The sequence below is a fragment of the Hymenobacter citatus genome, assembly GCF_014333615.1.
In the GTDB taxonomy this organism is placed as follows: domain Bacteria; phylum Bacteroidota; class Bacteroidia; order Cytophagales; family Hymenobacteraceae; genus Hymenobacter; species Hymenobacter citatus.
Genome location: NZ_JACSCY010000021.1, coordinates 60,664 through 74,815 on the forward strand (window position 1 = coordinate 60,664; position 14,152 = coordinate 74,815).

At 59.7% G+C, this 14,152-nt stretch carries 11 protein-coding genes; 7 read left to right on the forward strand and 4 right to left on the reverse strand.

The features are described 5' to 3' along the window. Window positions 1–205 precede the first annotated feature (205 nt). From H8B15_RS19135 to H8B15_RS19145, 3 genes are all read left to right on the forward strand, one after another. A complete protein-coding gene (locus H8B15_RS19135) occupies window positions 206–2,740 on the forward strand; it encodes a type IA DNA topoisomerase (protein ID WP_187321261.1) in 2,535 nt (844 codons plus the stop codon). Window positions 2,741–2,836: 96 nt separating this feature from the next. Then, the gene (locus tag H8B15_RS19140; protein WP_187321262.1) at window positions 2,837–3,475 is read left to right on the forward strand and encodes a sce7726 family protein; all 639 of its coding nucleotides are present in this window, start codon (window positions 2,837–2,839) and stop codon (window positions 3,473–3,475) included. Window positions 3,476–3,520: 45 nt separating this feature from the next. Next, entirely contained in the window at window positions 3,521–3,790 is a 270-nt protein-coding gene (locus tag H8B15_RS19145) for a hypothetical protein (RefSeq protein ID WP_187321263.1), read from the forward strand. Window positions 3,791–3,962: 172 nt separating this feature from the next. Here H8B15_RS19145 and H8B15_RS19150 read toward each other — a convergent pair whose 3' ends face one another. The 3 genes from H8B15_RS19150 to H8B15_RS19160 all read right to left on the reverse strand — a co-directional run bounded on the left by H8B15_RS19150 (window position 3,963) and on the right by H8B15_RS19160 (window position 8,993). After that, window positions 3,963–5,081: a mechanosensitive ion channel family protein gene (locus tag H8B15_RS19150; protein ID WP_187321264.1), complete on the reverse strand. Its 1,119-nt coding sequence runs from the start codon at window positions 5,079–5,081 to the stop codon at window positions 3,963–3,965. A 186-nt stretch (window positions 5,082–5,267) separates the two neighbouring features. Next, the gene (locus H8B15_RS19155) at window positions 5,268–7,151 is read right to left on the reverse strand and encodes a prolipoprotein diacylglyceryl transferase family protein (RefSeq protein WP_187321265.1); all 1,884 of its coding nucleotides are present in this window, start codon (window positions 7,149–7,151) and stop codon (window positions 5,268–5,270) included. A gap of 342 nt (window positions 7,152–7,493) precedes the next feature. Further along, complete coding sequence (locus H8B15_RS19160; protein ID WP_187321266.1) at window positions 7,494–8,993, reverse strand: SDR family oxidoreductase; 1,500 nt, start codon at window positions 8,991–8,993, stop codon at window positions 7,494–7,496. A 158-nt stretch (window positions 8,994–9,151) separates the two neighbouring features. On the opposite strand from H8B15_RS19160, the gene H8B15_RS19165 reads away from it, so the two are divergent. Then, window positions 9,152–10,804, forward strand: a complete 1,653-nt coding sequence (locus tag H8B15_RS19165) for an ArnT family glycosyltransferase (RefSeq protein WP_187321267.1) — start codon at window positions 9,152–9,154, stop codon at window positions 10,802–10,804. A gap of 117 nt (window positions 10,805–10,921) precedes the next feature. Here H8B15_RS19165 and lysA read toward each other — a convergent pair whose 3' ends face one another. Further along, entirely contained in the window at window positions 10,922–12,088 is a 1,167-nt protein-coding gene (lysA, locus tag H8B15_RS19170) for a diaminopimelate decarboxylase (RefSeq protein WP_246455720.1), read from the reverse strand. 194 nt (window positions 12,089–12,282) lie between these two features. On the opposite strand from lysA, the gene H8B15_RS21120 reads away from it, so the two are divergent. The 3 genes from H8B15_RS21120 (at window position 12,283) to H8B15_RS19185 (ending at window position 14,076) form a co-directional block, all read left to right on the forward strand. Beyond that, window positions 12,283–12,990 (forward strand): PD-(D/E)XK nuclease family protein, encoded by a 708-nt coding sequence (locus H8B15_RS21120; RefSeq protein ID WP_187321268.1) that lies wholly within the window; start codon window positions 12,283–12,285, stop codon window positions 12,988–12,990. Window positions 12,991–13,109: 119 nt separating this feature from the next. Continuing rightward, the gene (locus tag H8B15_RS19180) at window positions 13,110–13,556 is read left to right on the forward strand and encodes a hypothetical protein (protein ID WP_187321269.1); all 447 of its coding nucleotides are present in this window, start codon (window positions 13,110–13,112) and stop codon (window positions 13,554–13,556) included. 97 nt (window positions 13,557–13,653) lie between these two features. Next, window positions 13,654–14,076, forward strand: a complete 423-nt coding sequence (locus tag H8B15_RS19185) for a hypothetical protein (RefSeq protein ID WP_187321270.1) — start codon at window positions 13,654–13,656, stop codon at window positions 14,074–14,076. Window positions 14,077–14,152 lie beyond the last annotated feature (76 nt).

The window sequence follows — 14,152 nt, forward strand, 5'->3', positions numbered from 1 at the left end:
AGAACAAAGTTGTGCAAGTCTTTCCAAAGCCACCAGCCGCTGGCGGAAGAGCTTTGCGCAACGCGTTGCCTAGCAGGTAAAAGCCGCTACTGGTCCAGGTGGGTAGGGCCGCTCAGGAAAGTCAAACGGATTAATCGACCTTTCTGCGCCGTATCTTTGTTGATTATTCGCTGAAATTACCTCAGCAACATCTGCAAAATTGACGATGAAGGTTTGTATTGCCGAGAAGCCCAGTGTGGCCCGTGAAATTGCCAACGTACTAGGTGCCAACCGCAAAATGGACGGCTACTACGAGGGCAACGGCTACCAGGTCACTTGGACGTTTGGGCACTTCTGCCAGCTCAAGGAACCCGAGGACTACCGCCCCGAGTGGAAGCGCTGGAGCATCCACGACCTGCCCATGATGCCCGATAATTTCGGCATCAAGCTCATGCGCCGCGACGACGGCGTAGTGCGGCAGTTCAATGTGATTAAGAAGTTGCTCGACGCGGCCGAGGAGGTTATCAACTGCGGTGACGCTGGGCAGGAGGGAGAAGTCATTCAGCGCTGGGTGCTGACCGAGGCCAAGTATCGCAAGCCCTTCAAGCGCCTCTGGATTTCTTCACTCACGGAAGAGGCTATCCGCCAGGGGTTTGCCAACCTGCGCGAGGGCGCCGAGTTCGACCGACTCTACCAGGCCGGCAAGAGCCGCGCCGTGGGCGACTGGCTGCTGGGCCTGAACGCTACCCGTCTGTTTACGCTGAAATACGCGCCCGGCCGGGGGCAGGTACTGAGCCTGGGCCGCGTGCAAACGCCTACCCTGGCTCTGCTCGTCGACCGCTACCACGAGATTCAAAACTTCAAGCCGGAGCCTTACTGGGTGCTGCGCACGGAGTACCGCGGCACCATGTTCAGCCACGTGGCCCCGTCCAAAAAAGGCAAAGCCGAGGACGACGAACCCGACGAAAAAGCTCGCCTGAAAGCCCGCGGCTATTTCGTGAGCGAGGAAGAAGCCAACACGGCCATGGCCGCCGTGAAAGACGTGCCACTGACCATTACGGGCGTCGAAATCAAAAAAGGCTACGAGTCGCCGCCCGCGCTGTTCGACCTGACCTCCTTGCAGGTGCAGTGCAACAACCAGTTGGGCCTTTCGGCCGAGGACACGCTGCGCACGGTGCAGAGCCTCTACGAGAAAAAGGTAGTGAGCTACCCGCGCGTAGATACTACCTTCCTACCCGACGATCAGTACCCCAAAATTGCCGGTATCCTGAAAGGCTTGGGTGCCTACCACAGCCTCACGCAGCCGCTGCTGGCCGCTAAGATTCGCAAGAGCACCAAGATGTTCAACAACCAGAAGGTAACGGACCACCACGCCATCATCCCGACCGGGGCCAGCGCTGGCGGCCTGGGCAGCCAGGAGCACAGCGTGTACGACATCATCGTGCGGCGCTTCCTGGCTGCGTTCTACCCCGACTGCGAAGTATCGAACACGACCGTGACGGCCGAGGCGGCCGGCTACCCTTTCCGCGTACGGGGTAGGCAGATTCTGAATCCCGGCTGGCGCGTGGTGTACGGCGACCCGGAGAAACAACAAGCCCCCAGCGCCCCCAAAGCGCCCGGCGAGGCCGACAGCGACGATGTGGTGAGTACCGTGTTGCCCAACTTCGTGAAGGACGAGAGCGGCCCGCATAAGCCGCGCCTCGACCAGAAAATGACCCAGCCCCCGCGCGAGTACACCGAGGCCATGTTGCTGCGCGGCATGGAAACCGCCGGCCGCAACATCGACGACGACGAGTTGCGCCAGGCCATGAAGGAAAACGGCATTGGGCGGCCCAGTACCCGCGCCAACATCATCGAAACGCTGTTTAAGCGCGGCTACATCCGGCGCGAGAAAAAGCGCATTGTACCCACGCCCACCGGTGTCGAGCTGATTGGCCTGATTCGGAACCCTACCCTGAAATCGGCGGAGCTGACGGGGCAGTGGGAAAAGAAGCTGCGTCAGATTGAGGGCGGCGACCTACAGCCCGACCATTTCCTGGACGAGCTGAAAAGCCTGGTGCGCGAGGTGGTGCACGAAGTAAAGCACGACGGCTCACGCCGACTTATCGCCGACCCTACCCTCCCAGCCTCAGGAGGGAGCCAAGCGCCAGCAAGAAGCCAACAACCAACAACCAATAACCAGCAGCCAACCATTGGCCTCGGCCCGTGCCCGAAGTGCCAGACGGGCGGCATCTTGCGCGGCAAAGCGGCGTTTGGCTGCTCGCGTTTCCGCGAGAACTGCCAGTTCCGTATGCCCGTTGAGTTTGCCGGGAAGAAGCTCACCGACAAGCAAGTGAGCGTGCTGCTCGCCAAAGGCCGCACGCCCGTTATCAAAGGCTATCTTGATGATGACGGGCAAAAGTTTGACGCGGCCGTGCGCCTCACGCCTCAGTACCAGCTGGAGCTTGTGCGCGCCGCCGAAAGCAAGCCCACTACCCCCACCGACCCCGGCCAGATTCCGTGCCCGGTGTGCAAGCTGGGTACCATGCTGCGTGGCAATGCGGCTTGGGGCTGCTCGCGCTTCCGTGAGGATTGCCAGTTTCGGGCGCCGTTTGAATGGGGCGGCAAGAAGCTGAGCGATGTGCAGATGAGCCAGCTGCTGCGCAAGGGCAAAACCGGCGTGATTCGCGGCTTTGTGTCCAGCCGGACTGGCGAGCGGTACGCGGCATCTTTGCAGCTCAACGCCGAGGGTAGGATAGAGCCTGTGTTCGAAAAAGGGTAGGCAGAGGCTGGCTGCCAACTTGCCGTAATTTGGCTTGCTTGATGGCCTGAATCCTTCTGTTTATTACATTACGACTATCACCCTTCTGCTTTACCTATGAATGATCCTGCCATCCGTGCTCTGCTGTATCCGCTGCTCACCGAAGGCGTGTATATTGAAGAACTGCCCACCGGGGGCACCCGCGCCGACCTTGTGCACATCACCGAGCAGTACATGCACTGCTATGAAATCAAGGGCTCCGGCGACACGTTGTACCGGGCAGTCAACCAGTTAGATCAATACAAACTGGTATATGACTTTGTAACGTTTGTGGTAGCCGAGAAGCACGTGCCCAAGCTGATGCCCCTGCTGCCGGAGTGGGTAGGCGTGATGGTGGCCACCCCGGAAGGCCTTACTACGCACCGGGCCGCGGGCTATAACTCGGCCGTGGAGCGCACCGCTTTGGGTGGGCTGCTGATGGTAGATGAGCTGCGGCAATTCATGCTCGCGCGCGGGTTGCGCGGCGTGAGCACCATGCAGCGGCGCGAGGTGATGCACATTATGCGCCATGCGCATAACATTCCGGTGTCGCACTGGGCACGCTACACGCGTGAGCGACTCACGGCCCGCCTACCCGTGCGTACGCAGAAGCGGGCCGAGCGCAAAGCCTTGCGCGAGTCGCAGCCGCCCAGGGAGCCCTGGCGAAAAACCATCAAACGCATTAAGCGGCGCAAACGGCCCCGCGGGCTGCCATAGCCGGCTGTTCGTGTTTTGTAAACTCCAAATTACTTTTCTTCTACCATGCCCAATACTCTATTTGCCGCACGTTTGCTGGGCTACCTTATCGGGTTGCTACCCCTAGTGGCCTTGCTGCTGATGTTTCGGCAGGTGATTCCGCAGGGGCTGGGGTTGGGACTGACGGCCTTCGGTTTCCTGGCTTCCTATTGGGTGCAGCAGCGCGCCCGCACCCTGTTTCCTTATGATTTTAAGAACCGGGCCGAATGGCTGGCGCTGGGCATTTACGTGGCTGTAGTGGTGGCCATGCTGCTATTGCTACAAGCAGGGGGATAGGAGAGAGACTATAACAATACGGTTATCTGCCAGCTCTTGTCATCCTGAGCACAGCGAAGGACCTTATGCCCGCAGAACGAGTCGTTGTTACGATAGTCGTTCTGCGGGCATAAGGTCCTTCGCTGTGCTCAGGATGACAGAAGGCATTTAGGATAGCGCCCACGCAAGTCCGCTACCGGTGCTCAGCTACGGCAGGAAGAAAATCGGGCCGGCTGCCCAGCAGGCTGTGGTCGGCGTACGACAGCTCGGCGCGGGTGCGGGGTAGGGCCTCGGGGTGGTTTTCGCGGATGAACTGCACCAGATGCTCGCGCACAAAACACCGTAGATCGAATGCGTCGGATGAGTTGCGGGCACTCATCAGGGCCCTGATTTCCAGGGTGTTTTCCTTGGAATCGGTGACTTGCAGCGTATTCACCCGTTGGTCCCAAAGTGGGCTCGATTTCAGCAGGCGCGTCAGTTCTTCGCGCAGGGCGGGCACGGGTAGCGTGTAATCGGTGTAGATAAATACCGTGCCCAGAATCTCGGCCGAAATGCGCGTCCAGTTCTGGAAAGGCTTCTCAATGAAGTAGTTAATGGGCAAAATCAAGCGGCGCTGATCCCAGATTTGCAGCACCACGTAGGTGAGCGTGATTTCCTCTACCCGGCCCCACTCGCCTTCTACCACCAGCACATCATCAATGCGAATGGGCTGGGTGAAAGCAATCTGAAAGCCGGCCAGCAAGTTGGCCAACGACCGTTGGGCCGCAAAACCGACGATGATACCGCCAACGCCTACCCCCGTCAGCAGGCCCGCACCAATGCGCCGCACACTGTCAAAACTAAGTAGAATGGCCGCCACGGCCAGCAGCCCAATGCCGATAACGGCCAGCCGCCGAATGAACTGGAGCTGCGTCCGGATTTTGCGCTCTTTGATGTTGTTGTCCTTGGTCAGGTCGTAGCTGTGGTACACGAATTCTTCGCCCACATACACCAGCCGGATGAGCACCCAGGCAAAGCCCGCCGTGGCCAGAATACCCAGCACCCGCGTGGCTGTGCGGTGCGCGGGCGGCTCCAGCGTCATCAGCGGCAGAATCAAGACCAGAATTAGAACCGGAATAAAGAAATTGAGCGGCTGCCGCAGACGACGAATCAGCGAATTGACGATGAAGCCATCTGAAAAGCTACGGTAGTAGCGCAGGGCCTTGGTAAGCAGCCCGCGCAATAAGAGTCCGCCAGCAATGGCAGCAACGCCCAATAGCACGTTGCCGAGCCAGGCAGGTAAGGTATCCAGAAGTGTTTGAAAGTGTTGCATCAAAAAGCCGTTTTAGAACGCGGGGCCGCGGGTGGGGCTTCGGCAATGGCAGGCAGAAAGCAGAGCGGGGGTGGGAGAGGAATCGTACCTCGGAAGCACTCAGGGTAGCGATAAACCCAATGAGTATAGCCCCAACGTACGCAGGGTAACGGGTAGGGGTTGGCAAATAGTAGGTTTGTTATTGTATCAGCGGTTGCTGCCCTGCACGGGTAGCCGGTAGTGCAGGCGCAGGCTAAGCCGGTGTGTCCGGCTAAAGCTGGTGGCCGCGTAGGGCTCTACCCACAGGCCGCTGCTACCCAGGCGCACGTTGCCACTTACAAAGGCCGTTGCCTTTTGCGTGATGCCCAATCCGCTCTCTTCAAACGCCACGCCCCCTTGCGCAAAGCTGCCGTGGGTTTGGCCAAAGCCCGAGCCCAGACTGATGGTGCTGCCGATGGTACCCAAGCCATTCACGCTACGGCCCATATCGGCTTGCACAAACAGCCGGTCGCGCCGCCCAATCCAGAGCATGAGGTCGGGTGACAAAACTAGGCGTCGTTCAGTGAATGTTACGTCGCGGGCATCATCAGCCCGGTAACCCAGGTTGCCTGCATGAAAGCCAAAGCGGAAACCTACGCCCAAAGTACCCTTATTACCCAGCACCCGGTCACGCTCCGCAAACAGGTGCAGGTCGAACAGAGACTTATTCGTGTGGACAGTTTCGCCGGGGGGCAGGAAGGGGTCATTGATAGGTAATTCGCGGTAGTCGATGCGCTCAGTGCCAGCCAGCACTTCGGCACCAAACAGGCGGCGGTTTCCATCCGGATCATCCGCATCGGTGTAGGAAATACCGCCACCGGCCACCTGGTAGCGGTGGTAGTAGGCCCGCCGGATGGCCGGACTGCTGCCGCCAGAACAGCCTCCCGAGCTAGCAGCATCCTGCAATTCCTGGTCGTACTTGCCCTGTATGATAGTGGGGCTGAACGTGAAATACCGCTGGCGCGTGCTGTCGGGCGCGGCTTTCTGGCTGGTCAGCACGCCAATCAGCAGCACCAACGCCAGCGGCAGGTAGGCAAAACGCGACTGCCGACCTCGAAGCAAACAAGCAGCCTCCATGCCCACTACCAAAAGCAGCGTGGCTTTCACGGATAACACCTCGGGTAGGGTGAGGGCGCCGGGGCCTAGCAATGCCGTGAGCAGGAGCAACGCCGCTACCACCAGTAGGTTACGCACGGGCCGCACCGGCGGAGGGGTAGCAACTGTCACTTGGTCAGGACGCTGGATGCGAATAGCCCACCAGCCCAAGGCGGCCAGCGCAACGGGCAGCAGCACCCACTGCACCTGTTTGAGCGCCACGCCCGCCAGCACCAGGGTAGCGCCGCCTACCTGCTCGCCGGCCGGGTCGCGCCAGTATTCGAGCACGAAGCGCCCGGCCAGTACCAGGCCTAAGTAGAGTAGATAGCGGCTGCCACCCGGCCACACGCGCCGCCGCGTAGCCAGTAGTATCGCGCCTACCCCCACATAGAGCAATAAGGAGTAGAGCTGAGTAGGCACCACCGGCAACGAAGCAGCAGCAGTTGCTGCAAGCTGCCCCCGCTGAAGCTGCCAGAGGTAGGGAAGGGTGTCGGGAGCGTATCGGATAGCGGGGCCGGCTTCGGCCAACTCGCCGAAGCAGCAGCCCGTGAGCAGGCACCCTACCCCCTGCACCGCCAGCGTAAGGCACATGGGTAGGGCAAACACATCGAATACATGCCAGGAAAAACCCAGCCAGCGGCGTAGCGCCAGTAGGGCTAGCGTGCCCGCCACGGCCCCGCCTAGCACCGAGCGGGCAGGATTGGTAGGCCACGGCTGGCCCGTCAAGATGGCGGGCCAGTTGGCCAGAGGTAGGGCGATGAGCTTGGTGCCCAAAATAAAGGCCAGCGTAGACGCCGCCAGCAGCACCAGCCACGGCCGCCAGGCGTAGCCGCGCCGGTACCCGGCCCACAGCAGCAGTACCTGACCTAGGGCAAAGGCCAGCATATAAAATTGTGTGTAGTAGACGTGCCCGTGCGGGGAGGGCAGCACAGGGGCCGGTAGCGGGTAGGGATACATGGATAGAATAAAAAGAGATGGCCAGGTAAGCGCGCCACTGGATTTGGCGCGGAGGGAAGCAGAAATAAAGGCGCCCCGGACGGTTGCTCGCCGGGGCGCTTCTGCATCGTGCGTAAGAATGAGCGGAGTACGATAGGGGTACCAGCCGCAACACAAGCTAACCCAGTAGTGGATAGGAAGGTAACGGGAGTAAAGCTACCGGCCGGGTAGCACATACGCAGACAAAGAAACAGCCTGATCAGACTTTTAAAAAAGCTGATCAGGCTGCGTATGTAATCTAATTATCAATGTATTACATGGAAAGAAAAGGACATTCTGCGTTCCGATTCTTTGTGGCATTCGTTAGCCTGACTGCGGTAGCAGGCGCGGAACGTGCTGCTCGGCCGGCGTGGTGTCGCCGTACTGCACAATGTTTTCAATCATGCCTTTGAAAATAATAAAGTGAAACGGCACCAGCGCATACCAGTACAGCCGTCCGGCCAGTCCCCGCGGCCGAAAAACTGCCAGCTGCTCCAGCGTGTGCGTGCCGTCGTCGTTGGGTAGGATGCGGAACTGGAGCCACGCTTCGCCGGGCAGCTTCATCTCGGCATAGAGCAGCAGGCGCCGCGCCCGATGGTCGGCCACCAGCACGCGCCAGAAATCCAGCGGGTCGCCAGCGCGCAGGTCGGTGGGGGAACGGCGGCCGCGGCGCAGGCCCACACCGCCTACCAGCTTATCGAGCAGGCCGCGCAGGCGCCACAGCCAATCTACCTTGTACCATCCCCGGTCGCCGCCAATGCGCCACACGTTCTGGCGCACCTCCTCGGGGTCGCGCCAGAAACGGAGTTTCTGGCAGTCGCGCAGCACGCCGTATTGGGGTAGCTGCATGTGGTCCATGAAGTGCCGTTCCATTACGCCACTGCTCAGAGCATCGCTCCAGCTGCTCACCACTTCGTTTTGCTCGATGCGCTGGAAGGCCAGCTGCAACGACTCCTGGTAGCTCATGCAGGTGTGGGGCACGGCCTTGGCAATGCTGCGTTTGGGGTCGGCCACTGTATCGTTGCGCAGGCTTTCTACCAGGCTTTGGGCCAGCGAGAAGGTAGTGCTGGTAACCAGATACAGCCACCACGACGACAGCCGCGGCGTGAGCACGGGCACCGTGAGCACCAGCCGGCGGTAGCCCCGCACGCGGGCTAGGCCCAGCAGCATCTCGCGGTACGTCAGCACGTCGGGGCCACCCAGGTCAAACGATTTGCCCAGGCATGCCGGGTTATCCAGCACCGCCGTGAGGTAGAACATCACATCGCGCACGCCCAAGGGCTGGCAGCGCGACTGCAACCAGCGCGGCGTGACCATTACGGGTAGCTTCTCCACCAAGTCCCGGATAATCTCGAACGAGGCTGAGCCCGACCCAATGATGATACTGGCCCGCAGTACCGTGAGCTGGGCCGTTTGGGCGCTTTTCAATACTTTTTCCACCGCCCGGCGCGAGCGAAGGTGGGTGCTCAGGGCGCGGTCGTTGGCGATGCCGGATAGGTAGATGATCTGTCGGGCCGCCGTGCGGTTGAGGTAGGCCACAAAGTGCCGGGCCGACTCCTGCTCGGCCCGGAAAAAGTTGGTGTCGTGCCCACTCATAGAGTGCACCAGGTAGTAGGCCGCGTCGATATCGAGGGGCAACTCGGTCAGCGAGTTGGGCTGAAGCAGGTCGCCGGTGGCTACCTCCACCCGGTTTTGCAATGACTCAGGCAGTGCAAAGCGACGAGGGTCGCGTACCAGGCACACCACCTGGTGGCCCGCATCAACCAACAACGGCAGCAGCCGCTGGCCAATATAGCCGGTAGCGCCAGTGAGCAGAATTTTCATGGGTGGAAGTGGTAAGAGTGATAGGGAAGTAACGAATTGTCAGATAGTTAGTTTACTATAAAATAAGGGCCGCTGCTGCCGAGCTTGGTGCAGTAGCGGTCCTTTTGGCGGCATACCCGCGGCTTTTTGGGTAACATTGCAGTCTGATTCTGTTGCTTATGCCGCGTTCTATTGCTTCCCGTCTCTGGCTTTGGCTGTTTATCGTGGCCCTGGGGCTGGCCTTTTTGGTAGGGCTGAACAGCTGGGGGCCGCTGGAAAGCAGCGAGGCCCGCTACGCCGAAATCGGGCGGGAGATGCTCACGGGGCAGGACTGGCTGCACCCGCGCCTGCTGGGCATCCAGCACTTTCATAAGCCCCCGCTCACGTACTGGCTCACGGCGGCCGGGCTGGCGCTAGCCAACCACTCGGCCCTGGGCGCCCGCCTGCTGACGGTGCTGGCCGTGCTGCTCCAAGTGTATCTGGTGTATGCTGTGGGGCTGCTGCTCTTTGCCGGCGACCGGGCGCGGGCTCTGGGCGCGGCCGTCATCTATGGCACCCTACCCGTGGTGCTCATCTCGGCCCTCAACGTCACCACCGATGCCTACCTGGCTACGCTGGAGCTGGCCGCCGCCTACGGCATTCTACGCTACTACCACGATGGCCGCCGCTGGGCGCTGTACCTGTTTTGGGTAGGGCTGGGGCTGGCCTTCCTTACTAAAGGCCCGGTGGGCTTTGTGCTGCCGCTGATGGCGGTGATTGGGTTTTACTTCAAGCGAGAGCAGGCCCGGCGACCCTTCACCTGGCACCACGCGGTGGGTATCGGGCTGTTTGTGCTGGTCGGGCTGAGCTGGTATATCTACTTGGTGCTGGAAAACCCGGTGTTCATCCGCTATTTTCTCTACGAGCACACCGTGGAACGCTTTGCCAATGCGGCTACCTTTCATCGCAGCAAGCCGTGGTGGTTCTACCTGGTGTTGGCGCCCGCTACCAGTTTGCCGTGGTCGGTGGCCCTGGTGACGCAGGTGGTACGCACGCGCTGGGCCACGGTGCCGCAGCAGTGGCGTAATGTGCTCATATTCTGGGTAGTGGTGCCGCTGGTGTTCTTCTCGCTATCCAGCTCCAAGCTGCTGCTCTACGTGTTGCCAGTGTTTCCGGGGGTGGCGCTGCTCACGGCCTACTACCTGGGCCGCTGCACCGATGGCGCTCTGGAACGTTGGTACGGTGGTTTCGGCATTCTGTACGGCCTCATTCTGGCCGCGCTGTGCGTGTTGCCGCTACTGGCTATCGACAGCAAGTTTCCGCTGGAAATTGCACCGTTCACGGCCATCTGGCCAGCCGCGGGAGTAGTCCTGATTGTGGCTACCCTGGTGTTATGGGATGAGGTGCGCATGGCGCCGCGTTTGCTGATGTTGCCTGCCCTGTTCACGGTTGTGTTGCTGTTAGCCGCCAAGCCCATTCTGCGGCAAAACGAGCTGCTGTTCAACGGTAGCCGCCCGCTGGCTGAGCTACTGCAAGAATACCACCTCACGCAGCGCCCCGTACTCATCTACAATGAACTGCTACCGTCCCTGGCCTTTGCTACGGGCCGCCTACCCGTATCTCTATACGATGGCAACGACGCCCTGGCCCGCGAAACGCAGTTCGAGCCCACCAACGCTTGGCAACAAAACCTCCTCAACCTGCGCGACACCCAGCAGGAACCCACCCTCGACAGCCTCCTCCGCCAGCACCCCGCCCTTTTAGTAAAAGGTGATCTGCCTGACAGCCGTAAGTCCTTGCTTCGCTACACGCAATACCAGAAGAAGGCAGGAAAGTGGACGTTGTATTGGTAAGTGGTGAGATGGTGAAATGGTGAGTTTGATGTTCTGCTGGCGCTACCGGCGCAGTTTGTGCAAGCAGCGCAGTCAGAACATCAAACTCACCATTTCACCATCTCACTATTTCACCTTTTACCCCACATACAGGGCCGTGGCTTTCTCGCGGAGGTTGTACTCGGAGGACATGACCTCGCCGTAGGCGCCGGCCGAGCGCAGGGCTATCAGGTCGCCGCGCTTGGTTTCGGGGAGGAGGATGCCTTTGCCGAACGTATCCGACGACTCGCAGATGGGACCCACCACATCGTAGGTCTTCTCGGTTTCAGAGGTGCTGGTAATGTTCTGGATGTGATGGTGGCTGCCGTAGAGTGCCGGACGAATTAGCTCCGTCATGCCCGCATCCAGAATAGCGAAGTTGGTTTGCTGGCTTTGCTTCACGTAGAGCACCCGGCTAACCAGCGTGCCGCACTGCGCCACCACCGAGCGGCCCAGCTCCACGTGCACCTGCTGGCCGGTGCGGCGGTGCAGGTGCTGATCGAAGGCCGCAAAATAGGCTTCAAAATCAGGGATGGGGTCGGTGTCGGGGTCGTCGTAGTTGATGCCCAGGCCGCCGCCCACGTTGAGGTGGGGGAGATGGTAGCCTTTGTCTTCCAGCCAGGTTTGCAGCTCGTTGATCTTGTGGCTGAGCTTCTCGAACACACTCAGGTTGGTGATCTGCGAGCCGATGTGGGCGTGCAGGCCCACCAGCTCCAGGTGGGGTAGGGATTCCAGCAGCTCCACGGTGGCGGGCAAATCAGATAGATTAATGCCGAACTTGTTGGCATCCAGACCAGTGGTGATGTAGTGGTGGGTGTGCGCGTCCACGTTGGGGTTCACGCGCAGCGCCACGCGAGCACGCCGGCCCTGGGCACCGGCCAGCTCGTTCAGTACCTCCAATTCCTGCCCCGACTCCGCATTGAAGCACCAGATATCGGCCGCCAGCGCCCGATTAATTTCGGCATCCGATTTCCCTACCCCGGCAAATACAATGTGGTCGGGCGCGAAGCCGGCGTCCAGCGCCCGCTGCACTTCATTGCCACTCACGCAGTCGGCCCCAAACCCGGCTTGCTGCACGCGTTCTAGTACGGGTAGGTTAGCGTTGGCTTTCAGGGCGTAATGCACCTGCACATGGTGTGCTTGGGCGGCTTGTTGCAGCGCGTGGAGCGTCCGCTCTAAGAGGTCCAGGTCGTAGAGGTAGTAGGGGGTAGGGCGGTCAAGCAGATCCGCCGGTAAGTGAAACGACATCAGGTCAGGAAGTTGCAAGGTGTGAGGGATAAGTTACCCGTTGTGCGTTGCCAGTTGCGAGTTTGTATCAGATAACTCGCAACTGGCAACGCACAACGGGTAACTTACCCTACAAAGAACGGCACGGAAACGCTAGAATAAAACTGTTGCGTATACATAGGAGTTTACCAAGCACAACGGAGTTATTTACCGCCGATTCGTGTTCTTTACTCGTGACTTACCCAACCGACCCGGCGCCTCGCCCCGACCTGCTCCGCCTACCCTACGACGACTACCGCACCCTGCCGGCCGTGGCTAATTCCGATTTGTCGCGCCTGCGCGATGCCCTGAATGGCCGCCTACCCCGCACACCCGGCAACCAGAATGCGCTCAGCTTCGGCACCGCTTTTCATACGGCCTTGCTAGAGCCCGAGCAGTACCAACCTGGTCAGCCCGGCCTCAACGATACACTGGTGTGGTGGCTGGTGGAAGGCGTGAAGCTGCAACCCGAGCTGCGCCAGCTATTGGAGGTAGGGGTGCCCGAGCCGAGTTGCCTGTTCACGGAGCCTACCACCAACACGTTGTGCAAGCTCCGCGCCGACCTGGTAGTAGACCAGCCTGACCAGCCGTACACCATCATCGACTTCAAAACCACCGGCGCCCGCGACTACGAGCATTTCCGCGCCCAGTGCACTGGTTTCGACTACGACCGCCAGGCTGCGTTTTACCTCGATGCCCTGCACGCCGACCGTTTCCTGCTGGTAGGGGTACAGAAATTTGAGCCGTTTGGGGTGTTTACGGTAGAGGTAACGCCCGACATGCTGGCCGATGGCCGCCGCAAGTACCTCTACTTGTTGCGCTTGTTGCAACCTACTGCCGAGCTACCCACGTATCTAAGCGAAACCGTGCGCACAATTTCCGATAATCTGGGTGCGCAGTAAATAACGCAGTGGCGCTGGCTGCAACCTTTTGGAAGCACGAGCGTAGGTAGCGCTTCTGCGCGTTTCTTTCTTCCCTTATTCATCCGGCTGCGAAAGCCGGTCTATTGCTTGCTTTTCCCATGGCCGATATTACACTGGCTGCTTACGCCTACGGCTCCGTACTGTTCGATCCGGATGTACCGTGCATTACCACCCAGTGGCATTCTTTCGCCAACCGACAGCAGTTTCAGGCAATGATGAACGAGGCTCTGGCTTGCTACGAAGAGGAATCGAAGCGAACGTTCCCTTTGGGATGGCTGGCCGATACCCGCCAGATGAGCGCCCTCACCTCCGACGACCAACGCTGGCTGAACACTGACTGGAACCCGCGTGCCTACGCTGCGGGTATCCGCCACGTCTGTATTGTGCAGTCAGAAAACGTATTTGGGCAAATTGCTGCGGCCAGCTACAGCACCAAAACGCTGGCGAGCCAGGAATACGAAATACAACCCGTAACGCAGCCTACCATCGCTGCGGCCAAGCACTGGATACAGAAAAGCCTACAGGGCCACTCGGTACTGCCATAAGTGCAGTTGCTACAAATTGTGGGCGCCTACAATAAGGTGGCAGGCTCCTTGCACATAGCATTTTCGTCCTGGTGTCCGCAGGAGGTAGTTGCAAGGTATGAATACACTGATACAGGCGCGAGAAACCCAGTTTTATCAAAATGAAGCAGGGCGTTTGTTGTATAACACGATAGGATACGTGCATTTGGCCTGGAGTGCTGAGCGCATCACCCAAGCAGCTTTAGAGACATTCTACGAGCAGGTGCTACTGCTGTTGTTGCGCACTGGCTCCACCAAAGTACTGTCAGAACATGGCGACCGACGGCCCCTTACGGCTGAGGCCCAGCAATGGATTGCCACTAACTGGGTACCACGGGCCATAGCAGAGGTGAATTTTACTTACTGCGCCATTGTGGAAGGTGCTGATCCAATTCATCGGTTATCAACGCAATCCGTTATTTCTATTTCACCAGCTCAGCTAACCTATAAGCGCTTCTCGCTGATGGCTGAGGCCGACGCTTGGCTGCAAAGCCTGGGATAAGTTGTAGTCCATTCACTGCAATAGGGATTCGGCGTTGGTGAGCGGCCAAGAGGTGGCGCGCGCTATGCTGGTATAG